The organism is Microbacterium sp. X-17, from assembly GCF_039615055.1.
The window spans coordinates 945,916-968,770 of sequence record NZ_JBDHNI010000002.1; the positions used below are offsets into that span (position 1 = coordinate 945,916).

Annotated in this window: 23 protein-coding genes; 15 read left to right on the forward strand and 8 right to left on the reverse strand. The window is 71.5% G+C overall.

Translation table 11 applies throughout. From position 1 onward, the window contains the following. The first annotated feature begins 5 nt into the window (after window positions 1-5). From ABCS02_RS13040 to ABCS02_RS13070, 7 genes are read left to right on the forward strand one after another with little or no spacing between them, the layout of a single operon-like run. On the forward strand, window positions 6-857 hold the full coding sequence (locus tag ABCS02_RS13040; RefSeq protein ID WP_345836069.1) for an acyl-CoA dehydrogenase family protein: 852 nt from the start codon (window positions 6-8) through the stop codon (window positions 855-857). Beyond that, on the forward strand, window positions 854-3,283 hold the full coding sequence (locus ABCS02_RS13045) for a CoA transferase (protein ID WP_345836070.1): 2,430 nt from the start codon (window positions 854-856) through the stop codon (window positions 3,281-3,283). Before ABCS02_RS13040 ends, ABCS02_RS13045 begins: the two co-directional genes overlap by 4 nt. Window positions 3,284-3,311: 28 nt before the next feature. Next, entirely contained in the window at window positions 3,312-4,136 is an 825-nt protein-coding gene (locus ABCS02_RS13050) for an enoyl-CoA hydratase/isomerase family protein (RefSeq protein ID WP_345836071.1), read from the forward strand. Between the two features lie 32 nt (window positions 4,137-4,168). Next, window positions 4,169-5,311 (forward strand): acetyl-CoA C-acetyltransferase, encoded by a 1,143-nt coding sequence (locus ABCS02_RS13055; protein WP_345836072.1) that lies wholly within the window; start codon window positions 4,169-4,171, stop codon window positions 5,309-5,311. Further along, entirely contained in the window at window positions 5,308-6,102 is a 795-nt protein-coding gene (locus tag ABCS02_RS13060) for an enoyl-CoA hydratase-related protein (protein ID WP_345836073.1), read from the forward strand. The genes ABCS02_RS13055 and ABCS02_RS13060 overlap by 4 nt, the downstream gene beginning before the upstream one ends. Further along, complete coding sequence (locus ABCS02_RS13065) at window positions 6,102-7,661, forward strand: amidase family protein (RefSeq protein ID WP_345836074.1); 1,560 nt, start codon at window positions 6,102-6,104, stop codon at window positions 7,659-7,661. Before ABCS02_RS13060 ends, ABCS02_RS13065 begins: the two co-directional genes overlap by 1 nt. Beyond that, window positions 7,658-8,551: an alpha/beta hydrolase gene (locus tag ABCS02_RS13070; protein WP_345836075.1), complete on the forward strand. Its 894-nt coding sequence runs from the start codon at window positions 7,658-7,660 to the stop codon at window positions 8,549-8,551. Before ABCS02_RS13065 ends, ABCS02_RS13070 begins: the two co-directional genes overlap by 4 nt. Before the next feature lie 27 nt (window positions 8,552-8,578). On the opposite strand, the gene ABCS02_RS13075 is transcribed toward ABCS02_RS13070, so the two are convergent. From ABCS02_RS13075 to ABCS02_RS13090, 4 genes are all read right to left on the reverse strand, one after another. Continuing rightward, on the reverse strand, window positions 8,579-10,303 hold the full coding sequence (locus ABCS02_RS13075) for an acyl-CoA dehydrogenase (protein WP_345836076.1): 1,725 nt from the start codon (window positions 10,301-10,303) through the stop codon (window positions 8,579-8,581). A gap of 70 nt (window positions 10,304-10,373) precedes the next feature. Then, window positions 10,374-10,922: a flavodoxin domain-containing protein gene (locus ABCS02_RS13080; RefSeq protein WP_345836077.1), complete on the reverse strand. Its 549-nt coding sequence runs from the start codon at window positions 10,920-10,922 to the stop codon at window positions 10,374-10,376. Between the two features lie 40 nt (window positions 10,923-10,962). After that, window positions 10,963-13,632, reverse strand: a complete 2,670-nt coding sequence (gene mgtA, locus ABCS02_RS13085) for a magnesium-translocating P-type ATPase (RefSeq protein WP_345836078.1) — start codon at window positions 13,630-13,632, stop codon at window positions 10,963-10,965. 69 nt (window positions 13,633-13,701) lie between these two features. Further along, on the reverse strand, window positions 13,702-13,854 hold the full coding sequence (locus ABCS02_RS13090; protein ID WP_345836079.1) for a hypothetical protein: 153 nt from the start codon (window positions 13,852-13,854) through the stop codon (window positions 13,702-13,704). A gap of 167 nt (window positions 13,855-14,021) precedes the next feature. Between ABCS02_RS13090 and ABCS02_RS13095 the strand changes: the two genes are divergently transcribed. Genes ABCS02_RS13095 through ABCS02_RS13115 form a run of 5 tightly spaced genes read left to right on the forward strand, consistent with a single transcriptional unit; the run spans window position 14,022 to window position 17,655 of the window. Beyond that, the gene (locus ABCS02_RS13095) at window positions 14,022-14,447 is read left to right on the forward strand and encodes an Hsp20/alpha crystallin family protein (RefSeq protein WP_345836080.1); all 426 of its coding nucleotides are present in this window, start codon (window positions 14,022-14,024) and stop codon (window positions 14,445-14,447) included. Window positions 14,448-14,457: 10 nt separating this feature from the next. Further along, window positions 14,458-15,093, forward strand: coding sequence for a phosphoribosyltransferase family protein (locus ABCS02_RS13100; protein WP_345836081.1), 636 nt, complete (start codon window positions 14,458-14,460; stop codon window positions 15,091-15,093). Then, window positions 15,090-16,379, forward strand: a complete 1,290-nt coding sequence (locus ABCS02_RS13105) for an erythromycin esterase family protein (protein ID WP_345836082.1) — start codon at window positions 15,090-15,092, stop codon at window positions 16,377-16,379. The genes ABCS02_RS13100 and ABCS02_RS13105 overlap by 4 nt, the downstream gene beginning before the upstream one ends. Before the next feature lie 9 nt (window positions 16,380-16,388). Further along, window positions 16,389-16,991: a DUF1214 domain-containing protein gene (locus tag ABCS02_RS13110; RefSeq protein ID WP_345836083.1), complete on the forward strand. Its 603-nt coding sequence runs from the start codon at window positions 16,389-16,391 to the stop codon at window positions 16,989-16,991. Window position 16,992: 1 nt separating this feature from the next. Next, window positions 16,993-17,655 carry a DUF1254 domain-containing protein gene (locus ABCS02_RS13115; protein WP_345836084.1) on the forward strand — a complete coding sequence of 221 codons (663 nt, stop codon included), beginning with the start codon at window positions 16,993-16,995 and terminating at the stop codon, window positions 17,653-17,655. A gap of 12 nt (window positions 17,656-17,667) precedes the next feature. On the opposite strand, the gene ABCS02_RS13120 is transcribed toward ABCS02_RS13115, so the two are convergent. Together ABCS02_RS13120 and ABCS02_RS13125 are read right to left on the reverse strand one after the other, a co-directional pair. Then, a complete protein-coding gene (locus ABCS02_RS13120) occupies window positions 17,668-17,835 on the reverse strand; it encodes a hypothetical protein (protein WP_345836085.1) in 168 nt (55 codons plus the stop codon). 12 nt (window positions 17,836-17,847) lie between these two features. After that, a complete protein-coding gene (locus ABCS02_RS13125) occupies window positions 17,848-19,050 on the reverse strand; it encodes an MFS transporter (protein WP_345836086.1) in 1,203 nt (400 codons plus the stop codon). A gap of 50 nt (window positions 19,051-19,100) precedes the next feature. Here ABCS02_RS13125 and ABCS02_RS13130 point away from each other — a divergent pair, with 50 nt between their 5' ends. From ABCS02_RS13130 to ABCS02_RS13140, 3 genes are all read left to right on the forward strand, one after another. After that, a complete protein-coding gene (locus ABCS02_RS13130) occupies window positions 19,101-19,808 on the forward strand; it encodes a GntR family transcriptional regulator (RefSeq protein WP_345836087.1) in 708 nt (235 codons plus the stop codon). A 113-nt stretch (window positions 19,809-19,921) separates the two neighbouring features. Next, entirely contained in the window at window positions 19,922-20,578 is a 657-nt protein-coding gene (locus ABCS02_RS13135) for an acyl-CoA synthetase (RefSeq protein WP_345836088.1), read from the forward strand. Then, window positions 20,575-20,910, forward strand: a complete 336-nt coding sequence (locus ABCS02_RS13140) for an amino acid transporter (protein ID WP_345836089.1) — start codon at window positions 20,575-20,577, stop codon at window positions 20,908-20,910. The genes ABCS02_RS13135 and ABCS02_RS13140 overlap by 4 nt, the downstream gene beginning before the upstream one ends. A gap of 3 nt (window positions 20,911-20,913) precedes the next feature. Here ABCS02_RS13140 and purB read toward each other — a convergent pair whose 3' ends face one another. Next, window positions 20,914-22,296: an adenylosuccinate lyase gene (purB, locus tag ABCS02_RS13145; protein WP_345836090.1), complete on the reverse strand. Its 1,383-nt coding sequence runs from the start codon at window positions 22,294-22,296 to the stop codon at window positions 20,914-20,916. Between the two features lie 20 nt (window positions 22,297-22,316). Next, window positions 22,317-22,826 carry a low molecular weight protein-tyrosine-phosphatase gene (locus tag ABCS02_RS13150; RefSeq protein WP_345836091.1) on the reverse strand — a complete coding sequence of 170 codons (510 nt, stop codon included), beginning with the start codon at window positions 22,824-22,826 and terminating at the stop codon, window positions 22,317-22,319. Between the last annotated feature and the right edge of the window lie 29 nt (window positions 22,827-22,855).

Genomic DNA, 22,855 nt, shown 5'->3' on the forward strand with positions numbered 1-22,855 from the left:
CCCCGATGCCCCCCACCACGTCCGCGGTCTCCCGCTTCATCGCCTCCGACGAGGCCGTCGCGGCGGCGCAGGAGTTCGACCGGTTCCTCGGCCAGATCGCGCCCGAGTACCTCGATCGCTTCGACCCCCGGGTCTGGCAGCAGGTCGTCGACGGCGGATGGCTGGAGATCGGCACCGCGGACGACGAGTCCGCGTTCACCCTGATCGACCTCGCCGAGTTCGCCGAGGTCTGGGGCGCCCGCCTCGTGCCCGGCCCCTTCACGACCTCGGTCCTCGCCCTCTCCGCCGCGGGGGCCGCGGAATCCGCGGCCGGCATCGGCCACACCTACGCGCTCGCGGGAGCTGCGGGGCTCGTGCCGTTCGGGCACGTCCCCGGTGTCGTTCACCTCGGCGGAGGTCCGGTGGCGGACGCGGCGCCGGACGACTTCGCGCCCTCGCTCCCGGTCAGCCCGGCGGGGCCGGACGCAGGCGTCTCGGACGCCTTCGTCGCGCAGACGCTCGTGCTGTACGGGGCGGAGAGCATCGGCGCGGCGCGCGCGTGTCTCGAGCAGACGATCCCCTTCACGACGATGCGGGAGGCCTACGGCCAGCCGCTCTCGAGCTTCCAGGCCGTCCGGCACCGCCTAGCGGACATGCACAAGACCATCGAGGCCGCCCGGTCGCTGCTGCTGCTGGCTGTCCTCGATCCCGCCGACGCGCTCGGCGCCGTCGAGATCATCGCGCGCGACGCCCGCACCGTGATCGAGGGGACGATCCAGGTCCACGGCGGCATGGGGTTCACGTGGGACATGCCGATGCACCGCTACCTTCGGCACGTGATGACGATCGAGCGGATCCTGCGTTCGCTCCGCGGATGATGCGCCAGGCACTGAGCGATCTCACCGTGTGGGAGCTCACCGACGATGTCGCCGGCTCCTACTGCGGGAAGCTGTTCGCCGACCTCGGCGCGACCGTCACGAAGATCGCCGCCTCCTTCCCGGATCTGGAGGAGGGCGTCGACGCGCGGGCGCTGTCGCTGAGCCTGAACACGAGCAAGCGGACGGCGGCCCTGCGCCCCGATCTCGACGAGGATCGCGCCGCGCTGCGCGGGCTCCTTGCCGAGGCCGACCTCGTGATCGATTCGCCGGGCCCGCTGTCGCTCGCCGCGTGGGGACTCGACGCGGATGCCCTGCGCGAGCAGAACCCGCGGCTGACCGTGGTGACGGTGAGCGGATTCGGCCTCGACGGACCGTACCGCGACCTCCTGCACAGCGACCTCATCATCCAGGCGATGTCGGGCTCGATGGTCGGCGGGGACACCGGGCAGCCGTTCCGGCTCCCGGGCCGCTCCAGCCAGTTCTTCGTCGGCAGCATGGCCGCGGTCGGAGCGCTCGGCGCCGTGATCGGCGCAGCACGGTCGGGGCTGGGCAGCCACGTCGACATCGCGTCGCGGGAGGCGCTGGCGACCATGCCGCCGTACGCCCGCGACATCCTCCGGTTCCAGTACGCCAGGGATCGTGTCCGGCCGGACGGCGAGAAGGTCGTGGCACGTCGCTCGCGCGGCAGCGTGCTGCCGTGGGCGCTGATGCCGTGCGCGGACGGCTTCGTATCGTTCCTCGTGATGACCCCGGCGCTGCCCCGGATGCTGGATCTCCTCGACAGCGACGACCTGCGCGCGGCGCTCGCGGACGAGGAGGCGATCTACCAGCCCGAGAACCAGGAGATCGTCGACGCGGTGCTCTACCCGTGGCTGCTGGAGCGCACGAAGGACGAGGTGGTCCGCGCCGCGCAGGCGCACCGGGTGACCGTCACGCCGCTCAACACGCTGCAGGACGTGCTCGACGCCGACCACCTGCACCAGCGCGGGTTCTGGCAGCAGATCGAGACGCCCGAGACCGGACCCGTGCTCGTGCCCGGAGCGCCGTACCGTCACACGGAGGGCGGCTGGAGCCTGCACCCGCAGCCTCGCCCGGCGGACCGGGATCCGTTCCTCGACACGGCCGGGACGGATGCCGACGGGACGGAGGGCGACCTCCCGCTCGCGGGCGTGCGCGTCGTCGACCTGACGACGGTCTGGGCCGGGCCGTACGGCACGATGCTGCTCGCCGACCTCGGCGCCGAGGTGATCCGCGTCGAGAACCCGCTCGTGTTCCCGTCCGCGGGCAAGGGCGACGCGCCGCGGCCGACCCGGCTCGACGCCACCTACGGCCCGGCGGCCCCCGATCAGCCCGACCGTCCGTACAACCGCTGCGCCGACAACAACGCCGTGTCGCGGAACAAGCTGTCGTGCACGATCGACTTCACCGAGCCGGAGGGCCTCGCGCTGCTCAAGCGGCTCATCGCCGGTGCCGACGTGCTCGTGGAGAACATCGCCGCGAACGGCCTGCCCAAGCTGGGGCTCGTCCCCGAGGAGCTGCGGGTGCAGAACCCGGGGCTGATCGTCCTGCGGCTGCCGCCGACCGGGCTCACCGGCGACTGGTCGAGCTGGCGCGGGTTCGGACCCCAGTTCGACGCGCTCTCCGGGTTCGCGTCGCTGTGCGGTCATCGCGGCAGCTCGCCGATGGAGACGCGCACCACGGTCTACATGGACAGCGCGACCGGCCCTGCCGGCGCGTTCGCCGTGCTCTCCGCGTTGCGCTACCGGAGCCGCACGGGCCGGGGCCAGGTGATCGAGCTGAGCCAGACCGAGAACCTGATCAACCACCTCGCGGACCAGTTCGTCGGCTTCCAGCTCAGCGGGACGGAGCCGGAGCTCCTCGGCAATCGCGATCCGCACCGCGCTCCGCAGGGTCTCTATCCGTGCCGCGACGGCCGCTGGCTGGCGGTCTCGGTCGGTGACGACGCGCAGTGGGCGGCCCTGGCCGGCCGGCTCGGGTCGGGGCTCGCCGACGACCCCGAGCTCGCGACGGCGGCCGGCCGGATGCGCCAGCACGACCGGCTCGACGCGCTCATCGCCGCGTGGTCGGCGGACCGGGACGTCGACGAGGCGTTCGGGGAACTCCAGCGCGCCGGGGTCGCGGCGGGTCCCGTGCAGGACGCCGCGAGCTTCGACGCCGACGCGGGGATCGCGGGTCGCGGATGGCTGCGGCCGCTCGAGGTCCGGGACGTAGGCACGCACCTCCACGCCTCCCACCCTTACCGGGGCGTGCCCCAGGCCTGGCGACGCGGGTCGCCCGGTCTCGGCGAGGACAACGACTACGTGTACCGCACGGTCATGGGCCTGAGCGAGGACGAATACCGCAGGGCGTTGAGGAATCGGATCGCGGCAGAGGACTATGTGAGATCAGACGGGACGGCCTACTGATGGCCGGCACGGAGAGAGGGAGCGGACGATGACCTACGACTTCGACACGATCGTGTGCACCCTGTCCGACGACGGCGTGCTCGACATCGTGCTCAACCGCCCCGAGCAGCGGAACGCCGTCTCGCACCTGATGGACGCCGAGCTGGTCGCCGCGCTCGATCGGGCGGAGGAGGACGACGCCGTCGGTGCGGTCATGCTCACCGGCGCCGGCGTGATGTTCTCCTCGGGGCACGACCTCAAGGAGCAGACCTCGGGGCGCGTGTTCGCCGAGACGCTGTATCCGCTCGCCTCGCCGTCCGTTGCGCCGGTGCTCCCGCGGGCCTGGTACTTCCGCAAGCCTCTGATCGCGGGCGTGCACGGCTTCGTCGGGCCGTACGCGCTCGCCATCCTCAGCTGGTGCGATTGGGTGATCGCCGCCGAGGGCACGCGTTTCAGCTTCGAGATCTCGCGGTCGAGCGCCCCCCAGTTGCCGTTCGTGCCCCTCTACGAGCTCCTGCCGATCCGCGTGCTCAAGAAGCTCTTCCTGTTCGGCGGATGGATGGATGCCGACCAGGCGCACGACCTCCACCTCGTGCAGCGCGTCGTGCCGGAGGCGGAGCTGCGCGACGTCACGGCGCGATGGGCGAGCCAGGCGGCGCTCATCCCGAGCGAGTCCTTCGGGCACGCCAAGGAGACCATGCACCGGACATATGAACTGATGGGCATGCAATTGACGCCCACCGTCATGAAGCGCTGGGGACCGCCCCCGTCGCCCGCGTCGAAGCGCTTCGCGGAGAACGTCGTCGCGAGGGGACTGCGCGATGCCGTCCGGGAGCGCGACGCGAAGTTCGATCCGGAGATCACCCGGATCTGACGCCGGATCCCGACCAGTGGGGAGATTCCAAAATGGCAGAAGCCTTCATCGTCGAGGCCGTGCGCACGCCCGTCGGCACCCGGAAGGGGCGGCTCGCCGGGATACACCCGGCAGACCTCGCCGCGCACGTCCTGCGGGAGCTGATCGCGCGCGCCGGGATGGACCCGGTCGCGGTGGACGACGTGATCCTGGGCTGCGTGAACCAAGTGGGGCCGCAGTCCGCGAACATCGCCCGCACCGCGTGGCTCTCCGCGGGCCTGCCGCAGAGCGTTCCCGGGGTGACGGTGGAGCGCCAGTGCGGTTCGTCGCAGCAGGCGCTGCAGTTCGCCGCGCAGGCCGTGATGTCCGGCACGCAGGATCTCGTGGTCGCCGCCGGCGTCGAGCAGATGGCGATGGTCCCCATGACCCTGAACCGGGAGGTCAGCGAGGAGCGCGGCCTGCCGCTCCGCAGCGAGGGGTGGCTGGCGCGTTTCGGGGATCAGGAGATCACCCAGTTCCGGGGCGCGCAGCTCATCGCGGAGAAGTGGGGTCTGAGCCGCGAGGAGCTGGACGCGTTCTCGTTGGAGAGCCACCACCGCGCCATCGCCGCGATCGACGCGGGCCGGTTCCGTGACCAGACGGCGCCGATCGCCGGTCTCGAAGAGGACGAGGGACCGCGTCGCGACACCTCGCTCGAGCGTCTCGCCGCCCTGGAGCCCCTCCGCGAGGGCGGGGTGATCACGGCCGGCGGCTCGAGCCAGCTCTCGATCGGAGCCGGCGCGATGCTCGTCGCCTCGGAGCAGGCGGTGCGCGACCACGGCCTCGTCCCGATCGCCCGCGTGCACGCCATGAGCGTCATCGGCGACGATCCGGTCTACATGCTCACGGGGCCCATCGCTGGAACTCGCGCGGCGCTGAACCGCGGCGGGCTCACGATCGCGGACATCGACACCTTCGAGGTCAACGAGGCGTTCGCGTCCGTGGTGCTGGCGTGGGCGCGCGAGACCGGCGCGGACCTCGCCCGCACCAACCCGAACGGCGGCGCGATCGCGCTCGGGCATCCGCTCGGCGCGACCGGCGTCATCCTGGCCACGAAGCTCATCCACGAGCTGCGGCGCACGAGTGGCCGGTACGGCCTGCAGAGCATGTGCGAGGGCGGCGGCCAGGCCAACACGATGATCCTGGAGCGACTGTGAGCGACGACGGGGAGGCAGAGGTCCTGACGGACCTCGCCGGCGGCGTGCTCACCGTCACGATCAACCGGCCGCACCGCAAGAACGCGCTCAGCCCGGGCGTGCGCACCGGCCTCATCGCGGCGATCGACCGGGCCGAGCAGGACCCGGACGTGCGCGTCCTCGTCCTGACCGGCGCCGGCGGCGACTTCTGCGCCGGGGCGGACATGGCCGGGGATTCCACCGGCCGGCATCCGCTCCGCCGCATGCAGGTCGCCAACGAGATCGCGCTCACCCTCCACCACGTCTCGGTCCCGACGATCGCGAAGGTGCAGGGCGTCGCGATCGGGGCGGGCTGCAACCTCGCGCTCGGCTGCGACTTCGTCGTCGCAGCCCGGAGCGCCCGCTTCTCGGAGATGTTCGGGGCACGGGGGCTGTCGATCGACTTCGCCGGCTCCTGGCTGCTGCCGAAGATCGTCGGGCTCCAGCGGGCGAAGCGGCTCGTGATGCTGGGCGAGATCATCGGCGGCGAGGAGGCCGAGCGGCTCGGCCTCGCGACCTACGTCACCGACGACGACGCCCTCGACGAGACCGTTGCGCGGCTGACCGAGTCCCTCCTGAAGCAGGCGCCGGTGGCGCTGGCGCAGTCGAAGGCGCTGCTCCACGAGGGCGCCACGCGGACGCTGCAGGAGGCGCTCGAGAGCGAGGCGCGCGCGCAGACGATCAACTTCGGGGGCACGGACGCCAGCGCCGCGCTCGACGCGTTCCGCGAGAAGCGGGATGCGGAGTTCACCGGCGGTTGGAGGGTGCCCTGATGTTCGCCATCCCGAGCCGCGCCGACATCATCGCGGTCGCGGCGCAGTACGGCTTCCACGTCGACGACGACTCGGTGGCCGAATGGCAGGCGTTCCTCGCCGCGCGGCTGGAGACGCTCGATCGCTTCGTGCAGGAGCGCACCGATGGCGACCGGCCGCCGCTCCTGTTCCCGGAGCGCGGTCCGGGGCATCGGCCGTCCGCCGCCGAGGACCCGTCCAACGCGTGGCTCTGGAAGTGCGCGATCGGCGGCAAGGACACGGGTCTCCTCGCGGGGCGGACCGTGAGCTTCAAAGACCACGTCGCCGTGGCCGGCATCCCGATCACGTTCAACGCCTTCGCGCTGAACGGGCTCATCTCCGACATCGACGCCACCGTCGTGACGCGGATCCTGGACGCGGGTGCGACCGTGATCGGGAAGAACACGATGTTCGGCCTGTCCGGCGGCCGGAGCCTCGGCGGGTACGTCGGCGACTACTGGGAGGCGATCAACCCGCACGACCCCGAGCGGACCACGGGCGGATCCTCCTCCGGCTCCGCCGTCGCGGTGGCGACGGGAGAGGTGGACATCGCGATCGCCGGGGACCAGGGCGGATCGATCCGGCTCCCCGCCGCGTACTGCGGCATCGTCGGTCTGAAGCCGACTTTCGGGCTCGTCCCGCACATGGGCGCGACCTTCGGGTCCGAGCCGAGCATCGACCACCTCGGGCCGATGGCGCGGACCATCGAGGATGTCGCCGCGGCCCTGCAGGCCATCGCCGGCCATGACGACTACGACCCGCGGCAGGGCTGGGAGGTGCCCGCGTCGGTGGACGCGCTCAGCGGCCTGGGCGACGGCGTCCGCGGGCTCCGGATCGGCCTGCTCGAGGAGGGGTTCGAGGACCCGATCGACGCCGAGGTGCGGGACGGCGTGCTCGCCGCCCTGGATGCGCTGTCGGCGGCGGGAGCCGTCGTCACCCGGGTCTCGGTGCCCGAGCACCGGTCCGTGCACCTCGCGGCCGGCACGCTCGCGGTCGAGGGGGCCTGGGCGATCCGGACCCTCGGTCCGTTCGGCGCGGGCGCGCGGAACTACTACCCGGAGACCATCACCGCCGCGGTGAACCGCATGTGGGCGACCGAGGGCGACCTCATCTCGACCCACACGAAGGCGAACGTCCTGCTCACGGAGTTCTCCCGCCGCAACTTCCACGGCGCGACGTACGCGAAGGCGCAGAATCTGCGCGCGGGCTTCGTCCGCGCGTACGATCGCGCCCTGGCGGACGTCGACATCCTCGCGCTCCCGACGTCGGCGACCGTGGCGCCCCTGCTGCCGGAGCGCGTGAGCCACCGCGAGGGACTGGCGCGCGAGCTCGAGGACCTCCGCGGCGGATACGCGGACACCGTCCGCCACACGCGCCCGTTCAGCTACACGGGCCATCCCGCGCTGGCGGTGCCGTGCGGGAAGGTCGGGGGGCTGCCGATCAGCCTGCAGCTGGTCGGGCGCCGCTTCGAGGACCCGGTCCTCCTGCGCGCCGGCTACGCGCTCCAGCAGGCGATCGGCCGGGAGCCGGAGCCGCGGTGACGGACATCCGGGATGCCGCCGGGGCCGCGGAGACCGTCGTCGTGCGGTCGGACGGGATCGACCTCGTCGGCGACCGCTGGCCGGCGTGGGGCGGGGCGGAGCCGGGGCGCGGCAGCGTCCTGCTCCTGCACGGCGGAGGCCAGCGGCGGTACTCCTGGCACCGCACCGGCGAGCGGCTCGCGCGCGCCGGATGGACGGCGTACGCGTTCGACGCGCGCGGCCACGGGGACAGCGGATGGGCGGACGACGGCGACTACTCGATCGCCGCGATGGTCGACGACACCCTCGCCGTGATCGACGCCATCGGCGAGCCGCCGGTGCTCGTGGGCGCCTCGATGGGCGGCATGACCGCGCTCGTCGCGGAGGGCACGCGCGGGCCGCTCGCACGGGGCCTCGTGCTCGTCGACATCGTCGCCAGCCCGGCGCCCGCCGGCTCGAAGCGGATCCAGGCGTTCATGACGGGCGCGCCGAACGGGTTCGCGAGCCTCCAGGAGGCATCCGACGCGATCGCCGCGTACAACCCCCATCGCCCGCGTCCGCGGTCGCTCGACGGCCTCCGCAAGAACCTCGTCCAGCGGGACGACGGCCGCTGGCACTGGCACTGGGACCCGCGCTACCTCAGCCTGCGGGACGAGCCCGAGCGCGAGCTTCGCCAGGGTCAGGCGCAGGCGGCGGCGCGGAACGTCCGCGTGCCGACGCTCCTCGTGCGCGGCGCGGAGTCCGACATCGTCAGCGCGGAGGGGCTCCGCGAGATGCGGGAGCTGATCCCCCACGCGGCGTTCGTCGAGGTGCGCGCCGCCGGTCACATGATCGCCGGCGACGACAACGACGTGTTCACGGCCCAGCTGACCCGATTCCTCGAATCAACGCCGGTCTCGACGGAGCGCTGAGCGCGCCGCCCGCGGGGCCGGGCGGGATCAGGCGATCTCGCCGGCGGAGATGGTCTCCGCCAGAGAGTGCACGCGGGACAGGTGGTGGCTCCCGTAGAAGTCCGCCGAGCGCAGGCGGGCGGCATCCGTCTCCGACAGCGCCGGGTGCGCGAGGACCGCGGCGACCGCGAGCCCGTGCATCCAGCCGCCGGCGAGCGTGCCGAGCAGGAGGAGGTAGGGGACGCTCACGGCGTAGGCGTCACGGCCGGCGCCGAACGCGAGCAGGTCCGCGGTCGCGCGACGGGCGGCCTCGACCGCGCGGTCGAGCCGATCCGCGGTGCGGGCCGCGTGCGCGTCGTCGAAGCCGCGCAGCTGCGCGACGGTCTCGCCGATCCGCCGGTAGAGCTCCTCCGCGACGGCGCCGTTGTCGCGGATCACCTTGCGGCCGATGAGGTCGTTGGACTGGATCGCGGTCGTGCCCTCGTAGATCGGCGCGATGCGGATGTCGCGGTAGTGCTGCGCGACGCCGGTCTCCTCGATGAAGCCCATGCCGCCGAAGACCTGGATCGCCTCGCTCGTCACCGTGAGCGCGTCCTCGGTCGTCCAGCCCTTGAGGATCGGCACGAAGAAGTCGGCGAGCTTCGCGTCGACGCCGCCCTCCTCGACCCGGCTGAGCAGGTCGCCGACGTACACGCCGAGGGCGCGCATCGCGAAGACCTTGCTCGACATCGACAGGAGCAGGCGGCGCACGTCGGGGTGCTCGGCGATCGGCGTCCCCGCCGGACGGTCGAGCACGGCGCCCTGCAGGCGCTCCGCCGCGTAGGCCGCGGCCTTCTGCGACGCGCGCTCGGCGATGCCGGTCGCCTGGAAGCCCATGCCCGCGCGGGCGGAGTTCATCATGACGAACATGCCCGCCAGGCCCCCGCCGACCTCGCCGACGAGGTAGCCGGTGGCGTCGTCGTAGGCGAGTACGCACGTGGGGCTGCCGTGGATGCCGAGCTTGTGCTCGATCGCGACCGTCGTGACGGCGTTGCGCTCGCCGACCGAGCCGTCCTCGTTCACGAGGTACTTCGGGGCGACGAACAGCGAGAGGCCCTTCGCGCCGGCGGGCGCGTCCGGCGTGCGGGCGAGCACGAGGTGCACGATGTTCTCCGCGACGTCGTGGTCGCCCCACGTGATGAAGATCTTCTGCCCGCGGATCGACCAGCTGCCGTCCCCGCGCGGGGTCGCGATCGTGCGGATGGCGCCGAGGTCGGTGCCGGCATCCGGCTCCGTGAGGTTCATCGTGCCGGTCCACTCGCCCGAGACGAGGCGCGTGAGGTACGTCTCGCGGATCTCGTCGGATGCCGCGGCATCCAGCGCGTGGATCTGCCCCGCCGTCAGCAGCCAGGAGAGCGCGAACGCCGCGTTCGATCCGTTCCAGATCTCGCCCAGCGCGGCGCGCACGGCGCCGGGGAGGCCGTCGCCGCCCGCCGACACGGGCGCCTCGGCCGTGATCCAGCCGGCCTCGACGAAGGCCTGGTACGCCTCCGCGAAGCCCTCGGGCATCCGCACCTGGCCGTCCTCCAGGCGGGGACCGACCCGGTCTCCGACGTTCTGCAGCGGCGCGAGCACGGATGCCGCGAAGTCGCCGGCCGCAGCCACGATCTCCGTCGCGTCCTCCGCGCTGATCTCGCCGCCGGTCGCCCGACCCACGAGGTCGAGCCCGAACGCCTCACCGAAGAGGAACGCGTAGTCGGCGACGGGGGGCTGGTACGGGGATGCGTCGGTCATGACGGCTCCTGAGCCTCGAGGGATGGAACTGAGACGCAGTATACGCGACACTCAGTTCCGCATCGACGCCCTATCGGGCGTCACCGGCGGCTCGAAAGGCGGCTTTCGTTCGCAGGTCCTGCTCCAGTTGCTCGCCGAGACGGCGCCCCCAGGCGGTGGCGCGGTCGAGCTCACCGTCTGCGAGCGGCCCCTCGTAGCCCTCGACGAGGAAGCTCTCCGGGTCGGCGACGGTGAAGCCGCGCTTCCGGGCCTGGCGGGAGGCGCTGCGGGCGGCGGCCCCCGGCACGAGGGGCAGGTCCACGCGCGTGTCGAACGCGACGAAGGTCTGGGGATGGTCGCCGTCGGGCAGCTCCCGCAGCCACTCGCGGATGCCCGCCGGCACGTCGGTGTGGGCGCCCCCGCGGCGGGCGGCGTCCTGGCGGGTGGCCTCCCGCGACATGGAGAACGCGTGCGTCGGACCGCCGACGACGAGCACGTCCACCTCGGGGGGCACCTCGGCCGGGGCGTCGACGACGTCCGTCACCCTCACCTTCGCCCGCGTGGACATGCCCTTCGCGATCGCCTCGGCGATCGCACGGGTGTTGCCGAACATGGACTCGTAGACGACGAGCGCGTGCATCGATGACTCCTGGCCTCTCGCCGGTGCTCCCAGCGTCAGGTCATCCTCGTCGGGTGTCGGTGCGTCGTGTCGGGTCCTTGGTCCCACCGGTCGCCGGAAGTGTCGTTCGTCCTCCCGCACCGACGTCCCGCTCGCGGCCCCCGCGAGGAGACCGGGCGGTGAATCGCGCGGATCGGCGCTGCAGCCGACGGTGGTCGTGACGGGCCTGCGGAAGCGGGCGTGCCGGCTGCCGCTGGGCGGCACGGCGGAAGAACCACATCTTGGCGACCTCGACGCAGGCGAGGTAGGCGATGACCATGGCGATCAGAGCCAGGAAGAAGGGGGCGGGGAGCGGCTGGAACCCGAGCACGCCGGAGACCGGAGAGTACGGCAGCCAGATTCCGGTCCCGACGACGGCGAGCGAGGCGACGGTGAGCCCCAGCGAGGGTCGGCTGCGGAAGAAGGGGGTTCGCCGGGTGCGGATGGCGAAGATGACCAGAGACTGCGTGGCGATGGATTCGATGAACCAGCCGGCCTGGAACTCACCCTCCGCGGCGTGGAAGACGAACATCATCAGTGCGAAGGTCGCGAAGTCGAACAGCGAGCTGATGGGCCCGAACAGCAGCATGAAACGGCGGATGAAGCCGATGTCCCAGTGTGCCGGCGCGCGCAGTTGCTCCGCGTCGACCCGGTCGCCGGGGATCGCGAGCTGCCCGCTGTCGTAGAGCAGGTTGTTCAGCAGGATCTGCCCCGGAAGCATCGGCAGGAACGGGAGGACCACCGAGGCGACCGACGCGCTGAACATGTTCCCGAAGTTGCTGGACGTCCCCATCAACACGTACTTGATGGTGTTCGCGAAGATCCGCCGGCCCTCGGTGACCCCGTCGGCGAGCACGCCGAGGTCCTTGTCGAGCAGCAGAACGTCCGCGGCGTCCTTCGCCACGTCGGCGGCGGTCTCCACCGAGATGCCGATGTCGGCCTGGTGCAGGGCGAGGGCGTCGTTGACTCCGTCGCCGAGGAACCCCACGCCACGGCCGGAGTGGCGTAGGGACCGGATGACGCGTGCCTTCTGCTCCGGCGACACTCGAGCGAACACCGTGGCGGTCGCGGCCGCCTCGCGGAGCGCCACATCGCTCAGCGCGTCGAGCTCGGCGCCGGTCAGGGTGCCGCCCGAGGCGAGGCCGAGGTCGGCGAGCACCTTTTCCGCGACCACCGCGTTGTCGCCGGTGGCGATCTTCACCGTCACCCCGAGTCCCGCGAGCCTCTCCAGCGACTCGCGGGCGTCGGCTTTGGGGCGGTCCAGGAACACGAGGAAGCCGACCAGGGCGAATCCGGTCTCGGCCGCGGGTGTGAGCCGGCGTACCTCGCCCGCGGGCCGCATCGCCACCGCCACCACTCTTCCGCCCGCGGCGTACTGAGCGTCCAGAATCCGGTCGGCCTCGGACGGGATGTGCGCGCATGCGCGGATCACGTCCTCTGGCGATCCCTTCGTGACGATCCACCGTTCGTGATCGGGTGTCTCCACGAGAACGGTGGTGCGGCGCCTCTCATGGTCGAATGCGAGGAGGTCGATGCGTCGGTAGGGGCCGGGGCCGGCTGCGGGGGGAGGCGCGTCCCAGAGCGCCGCGTCCAGGGGATTGAGACCGAGCGCCTCGCCCGACGCTGCGGCGTAATCGGCTTCGGTGGCGAGCATCCCCAGCAGCTGCACCCGAGCGGGGGTGGTGGTTCCGTCCGCGGACAGTGCGGCGGTGAAGCCGATGCGGCCCTCGGTGAGCGTGCCGGTCTTGTCGGTGACGAGCAGGTCCATGTCGCCGAGATCTTCGATGCAGACCATCCGCTTCACCAGCACCCGACGTTTCGCGAGGGCCCGGGACCCGGCGGCGAGGCTCGTGCTCACGACCGCCGGGAGCAGCTGCGGGGTGATCCCGACCGCGATCGCGAGCGAGAACAGCAGCGAGTCAAGGAGCGGACGCTGCAGGAGCACGTTCGCGACGAAGATCACCGTCGTCAGGACCACCGCGACCTCGAGCAGCAGCACGGAGAATCTTCCGAGGCCGCGCTGGAACTCGGTCTGCGGGGGCTCGGTTCCCAGCCGGCCGGCGATCTGTCCGAATTCCGTGCGCAGACCGGTCTCCACGACGACGCCGGTGCCGGTGCCGGCCTGGACGACCGTGCCCATCAACGCGCAGGAGGTGAGGTCTCCGACTCCCGCGGCCTCGCCCACGGGGTCGGGTGTCTTGGAGACGGGCAGCGACTCCCCGGTGATGATGCTCTCGTCGCAGGAGAGGTTCTGCGTGGAGAGCAGTCGCATGTCGGCCGGCACGACCGTGCCGACCTTGAGCTGCACGATGTCCCCCGGCACGAGATCCGTGACGTCGACGACGGTCGGGCGTCCGTCGCGCAGCACGACGACGGTGTGCCGGATCCGATCGTGCATGGCGTCGGCGGTCAGCTCCGCACGGAACTCGTTGACGAAGCCGAGGCCGATGCTCGCGAGGAGGATCACGCCGATGATGATCGCGTCCGCGGCCTCTCCGAGGAACATCGACACTGCGGCGGTCACGAACAGGAGGATGAGGATCGGGCTCTTCAACTGGCGCCCCAGCACCCGCCAAGGCCGCGCCCGGTGAACGCGAAGCACGTTCGATCCCGCGATGGCGCGCCGCGCCGTCGCCTCCGCCGTGCTCAGCCCTGCCGATGTCACCGCCAGCCGGGCGAGCGTGCTGCTCACATCCTGCGCCGCGATCGTTCGCAGGTCACCCGCATCGTGCAGCTCCCCGACGGATGTCCCTCCGGACATCTAGGGCGTCGCGGAAGAGGTCGCGAGACGCCGCGTGACGATTCCCGTGATGTCGATCGGTTGCGTGGGCGGGAGAAGGATGTCCGCGGGGTCGATCGGCGCGGGCGCCTCCGATCCTCGGACATCGCCCCGCGGGGTGTCGATGCTGTCCATGCCGCCACCGTGTCCGTCCCGACGACGGGAGGTCGGGACGAAGGTCACACGGGGATTGCAACCGGTGAGCGGCGTGGGACTTAGGGCCCAGCAGCAGCGAGAGGGGAGGGGGACCGTGGGCGGTGTGCAGACTTCTGCACACCACACAGGAAGGAACGTTGTTCATCATGACTCGGAGCATTGTCCGATTCGACCCGTTCTCCGGCTTGGAGGCGTTGCGCAGAGACCTGTTCGACGACGGTCTCCTCCGCGGCCTTCGCGGCGTCAGCCTGCCGACGACCGACGTGTACACGGAGGATGACAAAGCCCTCATCGTGGAAGCCCATCTCCCCAACTTCGAGGAGAAGGACATCACGGTCAATGTCGACGGCGGTCAGCTGATCATCCAGGCCGACCGTCATGAGAAGGAGGAGGACAAGAAGAAGAACTACGTGGTCCGGGAGAGCAGCAGCAGCTTCTACCGCAGCATCGCCCTTCCGGACCAGGCCGACGATGCCGGCATCACCGCCGCCTTCGAGAACGGGCTGCTGAAAGTCACGGTCCCGCTCACCCAGGCAGCGACGCCTCGGAAGATCGCCATCACCGGAGCGTGACGAGGAGCCCATGTTCGCCGATCGGGAAGATGCCGGTCGCCGGCTGGGAGCGCACCTCCGCGACGTCGGGATCACAGCATCCGTCGTCCTCGGGCTCCCCCGGGGCGGAGTTCCGGTCGCGGCTGCGGTCGCGGCGGTGCTGAACCTGCCGTTGGACGTGATCATCGTCCGCAAGCTCGGACTCCCCACCTACCCGGAGGTCGCGATGGGCTCGATCGGGGAAGGCGACGTCCGCCTGCTCGACCTCACGCTGATCGGTGAGGTCGGCGTGACGCTGGCGGAACTCGCGGCCGTGGAACGGCGCGAGCGCGAGACGCTGGAGCGGCGCGCGGTGACGTTGCGCGGGGGACGTCCGAGGCGTGACCTCACCGGCCAGACGGTTCTCATCGTCGACGACGGCATCGCCACGGGCGCGACCGCCTCCGCCGCGTGCCTCGTCGCCCGTCGCCTCGGCGCCGCGCACGTGATCGTGGCGGCGCCCGTCGGCGGTCCGGACGCCGGAGTCCGGGTCAGTGGCGCCGACCGGGTGGTCTGCCTGGAGCAGCCGGCTGGATTCCAGGCGGTCGGGGCCTTCTACCGCGTCTTCGATCAGACCACCGAAGACGAGGTCGTGCGTCTTCTGAGCGAATCGAGAGAACGACCGTGATCCCGTCCGACATGATCGCCGACATCCGCGCTCTGGCGCGACCGCTCGACCATCCGGCTCTCGGCGTACTGGTGGACCGTGCCCGGTCCCGGCGCCTCATCGCGATCGGGGAGGCGTCACACGGCACCCACGAGTTCTATCAATGGCGGGCACGGCTCACGCGGCGCCTCATCGAGGAGGCCGGTGCCACCTGGATCGGCGTGGAGGGGGACTGGCCGGACTGCTGGCGCATCGACCGGTGGGTGCGAGGCCTCGCCGACGTCGATCTCGACGCCCGCGGCGTACTCGCCGGGTTCCAGCGGTGGCCGACGTGGATGTGGGCGAACGCCGATGTGGCCGAGTTCCTCGACTGGCTGCGCGCCCACAACCGTGCTCGGCCCGCGTCGTCGCGGGTCGGCTTCTACGGCCTCGACGTGTATTCGCTGTGGGACTCACTGCACCGCACGATGACCTGGCTGGCGGAGAAGGAGCCGAACGCCCTGCCTCTCGCGTCACGGGCGTGGCGGTGTTTCGCGCCGTTCGACGAGGATCCGCACCGCTACGCATGGAGCACCCGCCTGGTGCCCACGTCGTGCGAGGACGACGTCGTGAGTCTCCTGGTCGAGGTGCGCCGGCGCGCGATCGCCGACGGGGAGGACGCGTTCGACGCGGTGCAGAACGCGACCATCGCGGTCGAGGCGGAGAAGTACTACCGCGCGATGGTGCGCACCGACCGCGGATCCTGGAACATCCGCGACACCCACATGGTGGACACCGTCGACCGGCTCGCCGCGCACCTCGGGCCGGCATCGAAAGGGGTCCTGTGGGCGCACAACACCCACGTCGGGGACGCCCGCGCCACCACCATGGCCGCCGAGGGCCTCCTCAACCTCGGTCAGCTGATCCGACAGCGCCACGGCGCCGATCAGGTCCTTCTCGTCGGGATGGCCTCGTACGCCGGCGAGGTCACCGCCGCGCGGGCGTGGGGCGAGGAGGAGGAGAGGATGACGGTACCCGCCGCGCGCGACGACAGTCACGAGGGACTTCTCCACCGGGCATTGGGAGCGCCGGCGGTGCTCGAGTTCGGGACGGATCGGGAACGCCCGTGGCTCCGCCATCGTGCGGGACACCGAGCGATCGGGGTGGTCTACGACCCCTCCCGCGGGCATCGCAATGACGTGCCGACCGTGATGGGCGGCCGTTATGACGCGCTTCTCTGGTTCGAAGAGACGCACGCCCTGCGTCCGCTGCATCACGAGAGGTCGCCCGAGGAGGCGGAGTTCGAGACCGAGCCGACCGGCTTCTAGGATGCGGGCATGACAGGTCTGTTCGGGTGGGTCGTGCAGTCCGGCGTCGTGCAGGGCGTCATCATCGGTGCGACGCTGGCGTTCCTGACCGCGATTCTGATCATGAACGTCGTGATCCGCGGTCTGACGACGGAGGTGAACGGCTGGAGCGTGATCCCCCGGGCCGGGCGCCCCGGGAACGGCTTCCTCGTCCGCGCCGCCTGCGCGAAGGCGCTGCCGGTCGTCAACGTCTTCGAAGAGGCGGCGTACTGGAAGAGCACCAAGGATGGCGCCGGCCGCCGGCTCCATGGGCGGCATGACTACGTCCTGCGCTTCCCGAAGGGCGGGTTCCCGCCGAACGATGCGTTCTGGTCGCTGACCGTGGCGGATCTCGTGGGATACGCCACGCGCAACCCCGTCGCGCGGTCGAGCGTCAATGACCGGTCCGAGTTCGTGACGAACCCTGACGGTTCCGTCGAGATTCACCTTCAGCACACGGCCCCGTCCGGGCAGGAGCAGAACTGGCTGCCGGTGCCCGGCCGCCGGTTCACGCTCATGCTCCGCGCCTACCTGCCCGCTGCGACCGTGCTCGATGGCACGTATCGCGTGCCGCGGATCGAAAGGGTGCGGTGACATGAATCGGCTGATCCTGAGATTCGCGTACCCGTTGACGGCCGTCATCCTGGCGATCTTCGCGTGGGTGGTCGTCCAGCGGATCGTCCGCGGCGACGACCTCACCGTCCTCGCGGTGACCGCGGCGGTCGTGTGGATCGCCGGAGTGCCAGTGTTCATCTGGCTCTGGCCGCGCATCACGGTCGGCGGCTTCAAGCGGGCCATCCTGCGGCGCGGGTTCGGGGGCGGACCGATCCCGGTCAACACCCTTTACGCCGTGCCCGAGTCGTCGTCCTCCGCGGCAGCGGCCGGCAGTGTTCTGGCGACCGGGGCCGACGACGTGCTCTATGTCGGCGGCTGGCTCGACCTGACGGATGGTCCCCAGGTCCTGCATGTCCCGGATTCGGCGGGTCGGTACTACTCCGTGCAGCTGACGGATCCCGCGGACGGCGCCGATTTCGCCTACGTCGGAAAGCGCACGACGGGAACGGCGGCCGGTGACTTCCTCATCACCGGGCGACGTTGGGCGGGGACGGTCCCCGAGGGCATGACCCGCGTCGCCTCGCCGACCGACTCCGTGCTGGTGATCGGTCGTGTCTTCGTCGCGGACGAGAGCGACCAGCAGGCCGCGTACGACGTCGCGCGCTGCATCCGGCTCACCCCGCTCGACGCCTCGCCTCGGTGAGCGCGACCCGCGTCAGGAGCGCCCGATGAAGACGAGGTAGACGACCGCGAACACGGCGACGATCGCGACATTGACGATCAGGCGCAGCACGAATCGGTGTCGGAGGAATGCGACGTCGAGGACGACGATCAGCGTCACCATGATCAACAGGCCGAGAAGCGCCACTGCGGTGTGTCCCACGCGTCGATTCTCTCACCGCCGGTCTTGGTCGCGGCGGGGGATGAGCGGGAACGACGCGACCGGGGCAAGCGCGGCGATCGCGAACGAGAGCGGGAAGCCGACGAGAGTGATGAGCGCGCCCATGCCGGGGCCGACCGCCGAGGCGGCGAGGAACTGGCCCGTGTTCTGGATGCCGAGGGCCCGGCCGGCCCACGCGCTGCCGGCGGCCTCGGCGACGGACGTGAACGCGAGGCCGTTGTCGGCGACGCTGACGGTCGTCGCGATCACGAGCAGGATCGCTCCGGGGATCGCCCACTGCGCGGCGCCCGTGAGCGCCAGGGCCAGCATCGTGGCGATGCCCGCGAGCGCGACCCACCGCAGCACCCGCACGCGGCTGCCCACGCGGTCGCTCAGGTCCCCGACCGCGATGCGGCCGAGCGCCCCGACGAGCTGGGCGGAGCCGACGACGATGCCGGCGGTCGTCTCGCTCCACCCGAGTCCCGTGATGAGCCACAGCATCCCGAACGTGGAGAGGGTGAACTGCGGCACGACGAGCAGCGCCGACACGATGTGGATGCGCACGAGGAAGCCATCGCGCCGGTAGGGGTTCGCGGCCGCGCCGTCGGAGAGGCCGACGGGCGACCGTGGCGGGTTGCGGATGCCGAGGGCGCACGCGATCCCGAGGAAGGCGAGGACGACGCCGGCCACGACGAAGGGCGCGGCGAGCCCCGCGCCCGCCGCGAGCGGGGGCACGACCAGTGCCGCGATCGCGACGCCCAGCGGCTGCGAGATCTGGCGCACGCCCATCGCGAAGCCGCGCCGTCGCCGCGGGAACCAGCCGATCACGACCCGCCCGCTGGCGGCGCTTGCGCTCGCCGCGGCGGCCCCGCCGAGACCCAGCAGGAGCGCCGCGCCCACGAGGTCTCCGACGAGGAACGCGGTCGCGAACGCGATCGTGGCCGCCAGGACCTGCCCGAGCGCGATCACGCCGCGCTCGCCGAACCGGTCGGCCGCGGCGCCCCACGCGACGAGCGTCAGTACCGTGCCGATCGTCGGCGCCGCCGCGAGCGCGCCGGCGGACGTGAGGGGCACTCCTTGCTGCAGGTGCAGCAGCGGGATGAGGTACACGGGGATGCTGATGAGGAACGAGCCGGATGCCTGCGCGGCCACGCCGAGTGCGAGCATCCGCCACGCCTTCGCCGGCGTGCGTTCCGCCGAGACCACGCCCTCCGTCATCCGCCGCTCCTTTGGTGTACCGTGATGGTATACCAAAGCGGGAGGCCGGGATGACCACGGGACCACGGTCGGCGCACGAGAACCTGCGTGCCGCGATCCTCTCGTTCGAGCTGCTCCCCGGCGAGCCCCTGTCCGAGCGCGGTCTCGAGGATGCGCTCGGCGCCTCGCGGACGCCGATCCGGGCGGCGCTGCTCCGGCTGGAGGCGGAGGGGCTCACGCAGCGCGCGGGACGCGGGTGGCGCGTGGCGCCGATCGACCTCGCCGAGGTCCGCGCGGTCCTGGAGTACCGGGAGGCGATCGAGGCCGGCGCCGTCGCGCTCGCGGTCGAGCGCGCGGCCGACGACGAGCTGGAGGCGCTCCGGGGCCTCGTGGAGGAGGGCCGCCGGGACGACGACGAGGCCACGGGGCTCCGCGACGGCAGCGACTTCCACGTGACGGTGGCGCAGCTGTCCGGCAACGCGTTCTTCGCCGAGGCCATGCGCGGTGTGCTCACGCGCCTGTCCCGGACCCGCTGGCTCGAGGTCCGCACCCCGGAGGCCCGCGCCCACGCGCGCGACGAGCACCTCGGCATCCTCGACGCGATCCGGGAGCGCGACGCCGCGCGGGCCGTGGCGCTCGCGACGGCCCACAGCCGCGGCACGCGCGACCGGCTGCTGGCCCTCCTCGCCGACGAACGGCGGCGCCTCCGCGGCCGCGGCATCGCGATCGTCGAGACAGCCCCGCAACGAGCGGAGGGGATGTCGGCAGCGGAGGAGTGATTCGCGCCCGCGCGTCCTCCGCTCGTCCCATCTCCTCCGCTCGCGACGGCGGGTCGAGGGTGCGGATCGGCACGATCTACACTGGAAGCTCCCCGAGCTGTTCAGGACCTGCCGTGCCGTCTTCGCCCTCTGCCCGCACCTTCGCCGTGCGGCACCTGCAGATGGCCCGCGCGGCGTTCGCGGCTCTGGCGGCCCTGATGATCACGTTCTCGCCGGATCACTCCGCGGCCGTCGGGCTCTCGGTCTTCAGCGGCTTCGCGATCGCGACGGCTGTCGTGCTGCTCATCGCCGCCTGGCTCGTCTACCGGGCGGATCACCGCTGGCCGGCCGTCGTGCTCGGCGTGCTGACGGTCCTGGCGGGCATGGCCGGCGGCATCGTCGCGTGGCGGTCGACGACCCTCTTCTTCGTGATCGTGATCGCGTGGGCGCTTGCGACGGGCTTCTTCGAGCTGCTGTCCGGCATCCTCGCTCGCCGCAGCGGCAGCGAGCCGCGAGCCGACGCACGGGACGCGATCGTGGTCGGCGCGATCACGCTGATCCTCGGTGTCGGCCTGATGCTCGTGCCCGGAGGGTACGCGCTGAACTACTACATCGACGAGGCTCACCAGACCTTCACGCTGACGGGCATCGCGATCGGCGTCGGCGTCTTCGGCGGCTACGCCGCCGTCATCGCCGTCTATCTGGGGATCGCGGCGTTCTCGCCCCGAGCCAAGCCCACCCCGGCCGCGACCGCGGCATCGGGCACGCCGTCGGAAGGTGACCGCGGATGAACGAACGTCCACGGCGTCGTGAACTCATGAAGCCAGTGCAGCTGCTCGGACTCGCGTTCGCGGCCGCCGCCTTCGCGTTCCTCGTCACGCTCCTGTCGATGGGGATCCTCCAGGACATCCCGGACGCCGCGAAGATGCAGGCGCTGATCGTCGCGTCGGTCCTCGGCGGCAGCGTCTTCGTCGTGACCCTGATCGGGATCGCGCTGCTCCTGCTCGCGGTCGACCCGGCCGACGTCACGAAGACGATCGACCGTCCGGTGCTCCTGCCGCGCGACTCGTCCGAGAAGCCCGAAGAGAAGCCCGAGGGCCGGGAGCCCGGCTCGACCGACTGAGGCTCAGGGCAGGTCGTCGACGAGGTCGGCGGCCAGGCCCGTGTAGGTCGCGGGCGTCAGGGCGCGCAGGCGTTCCTTCGCCTCGTTGCCGATGTCGAGCCCCGACACGAACGCGGCGAGGTCGGCCGGGCCGACGCGGTGCCCGCGCGTGAGGTCCTTCAGCAGCGCGTAGGGGTCGCTGATCGAGGACCGCCCCGCGACGATCTCGGCGCGGACGACCGTCTGGATCGCCTCCGCGAGCACCTCCCAGTTGCCGTCGAGGTCGGCGCGCAGCACGTCCTCGGCGAGGGCGATCTCGCCGAGACCGCGCCGGAGGTTGTCGAGCGCGAGGAGCGAGTGCCCGAACGCGACACCGATGTTGCGCTGCGTCGTCGAGTCGGTCAGGTCACGCTGGAGCCGCGAGGTCACGAGGGTCTGCGAGAGCGACGCGAACAGCGCCCCCGCGATCTCGAGGTTCGCCTCCGCGTTCTCGAAGCGGATCGGGTTGATCTTGTGCGGCATCGTCGAGGAGCCCGTGGCGCCCGGCACCGGGATCTGCGAGAAGTACCCGAGCGAGATGTAGGTCCAGATGTCGGTCGCGAGGTTGTGCAGGATGCCACCCGCGTGCCGCGCGCGGTCGTAGAGCTCGACCTGCCAGTCGTGCGGCTCGATCTGGGTCGTGAGGGGGTTCACGTCGAGCCCGAGGCTCTCGACGAACTCGCGCGTCACGGTCGGCCACGACACGTCCGGCGCCGCCGCGACGTGCGCCGACCACGTACCGGTCGCACCCGAGAACTTCGCGAGGAACTCGGATGCCGCGAGCTGGCGCTCGACGCGGGCCAGCCGGGCGACGAACACCGCCAGCTCCTTGCCCATCGTCGTGGGTGTGGCGGGCTGTCCGTGCGTGCGGGCGAGCATCGCGGCATCCCGGTGCTGATGCGCGAGCGCGCGCACGGCCTCGATCACCCGCTGCAGCGCGGGGAGCCAGACATCGTGGACGGCGCGCTTGACGGTGAGCGCATACGCGACGGAGTTGATGTCCTCGCTCGTGCACGCGAAGTGGGTGAGCTCGGCGACGGCTCCGAGGCCGATCTCGGCGAGCCGGTCGCGGACGAGGTACTCGACCGCCTTCACGTCGTGGCGGGTGACGGCCTCGCGTTCGGCCAGGGCGTCGATCTCCTTCTGCCCGAAGTCGAGGTACAGGAGGCGCAGGCGGTCGCACTCGACCTCGCTGAGCGGACGCGTGCCGAACAGCGAGCGCGAGGTGAGCGCGATGATCCACTCGACCTCGACCTCGACCCGGGCGCGGTTGAGGCCGGCCTCGGAGAGGTACTCGCCGAGCGGCGCGACGACCGGCCGGTACCTTCCGTCGAGAGGGCTGAGCGGCTGCACGGGGAAGGACGACACGATGCTCCCGTCGATGGCGGTCAATGCGCGGGCCGGATGGCGGGCTCGAGCTGCCGGAACAGTCCACGGCACGCGCTCTCGATCATACCGAGCACGTCGTCGAACATCGCCGGCCCCGCGTAGTACGGGTCGGGCACGTCCAGCACGCCGCGATGCGCGACGTCGAAGGCGAGGAGCAGCACGATCTTGTCGATGTCCGGCTCGGTGGGGGCCCAGCCGCGGAGGATCCGCTCGTGGGTGCGATCGAGCGCGACGACGAGGTCGTTGCCCGCGAAGTCCGCCGAGGTGAACTGGCGCGCGCGGTGCGCGCTGCCGTCATATCCGCGCCGTTCCAGGGCAGTGAGCGTGCGGTGGTCGGCGCGCTCGCCGACGTGCCAATCGCCGGTGCTGGCGCTCGTCGACACGATCTGCTCGCCGAGGCCGACCGATTGGGCGAAGGCGCGGAAGACGACTTCCGCCATGGGCGAGCGGCAGATGTTGCCCGTGCACACGAACACGACCCGGAACGGCTCGGTCGCGGGCAACGTCATCGTTCCATTGTGGAGGTCGGCGCGTCGCC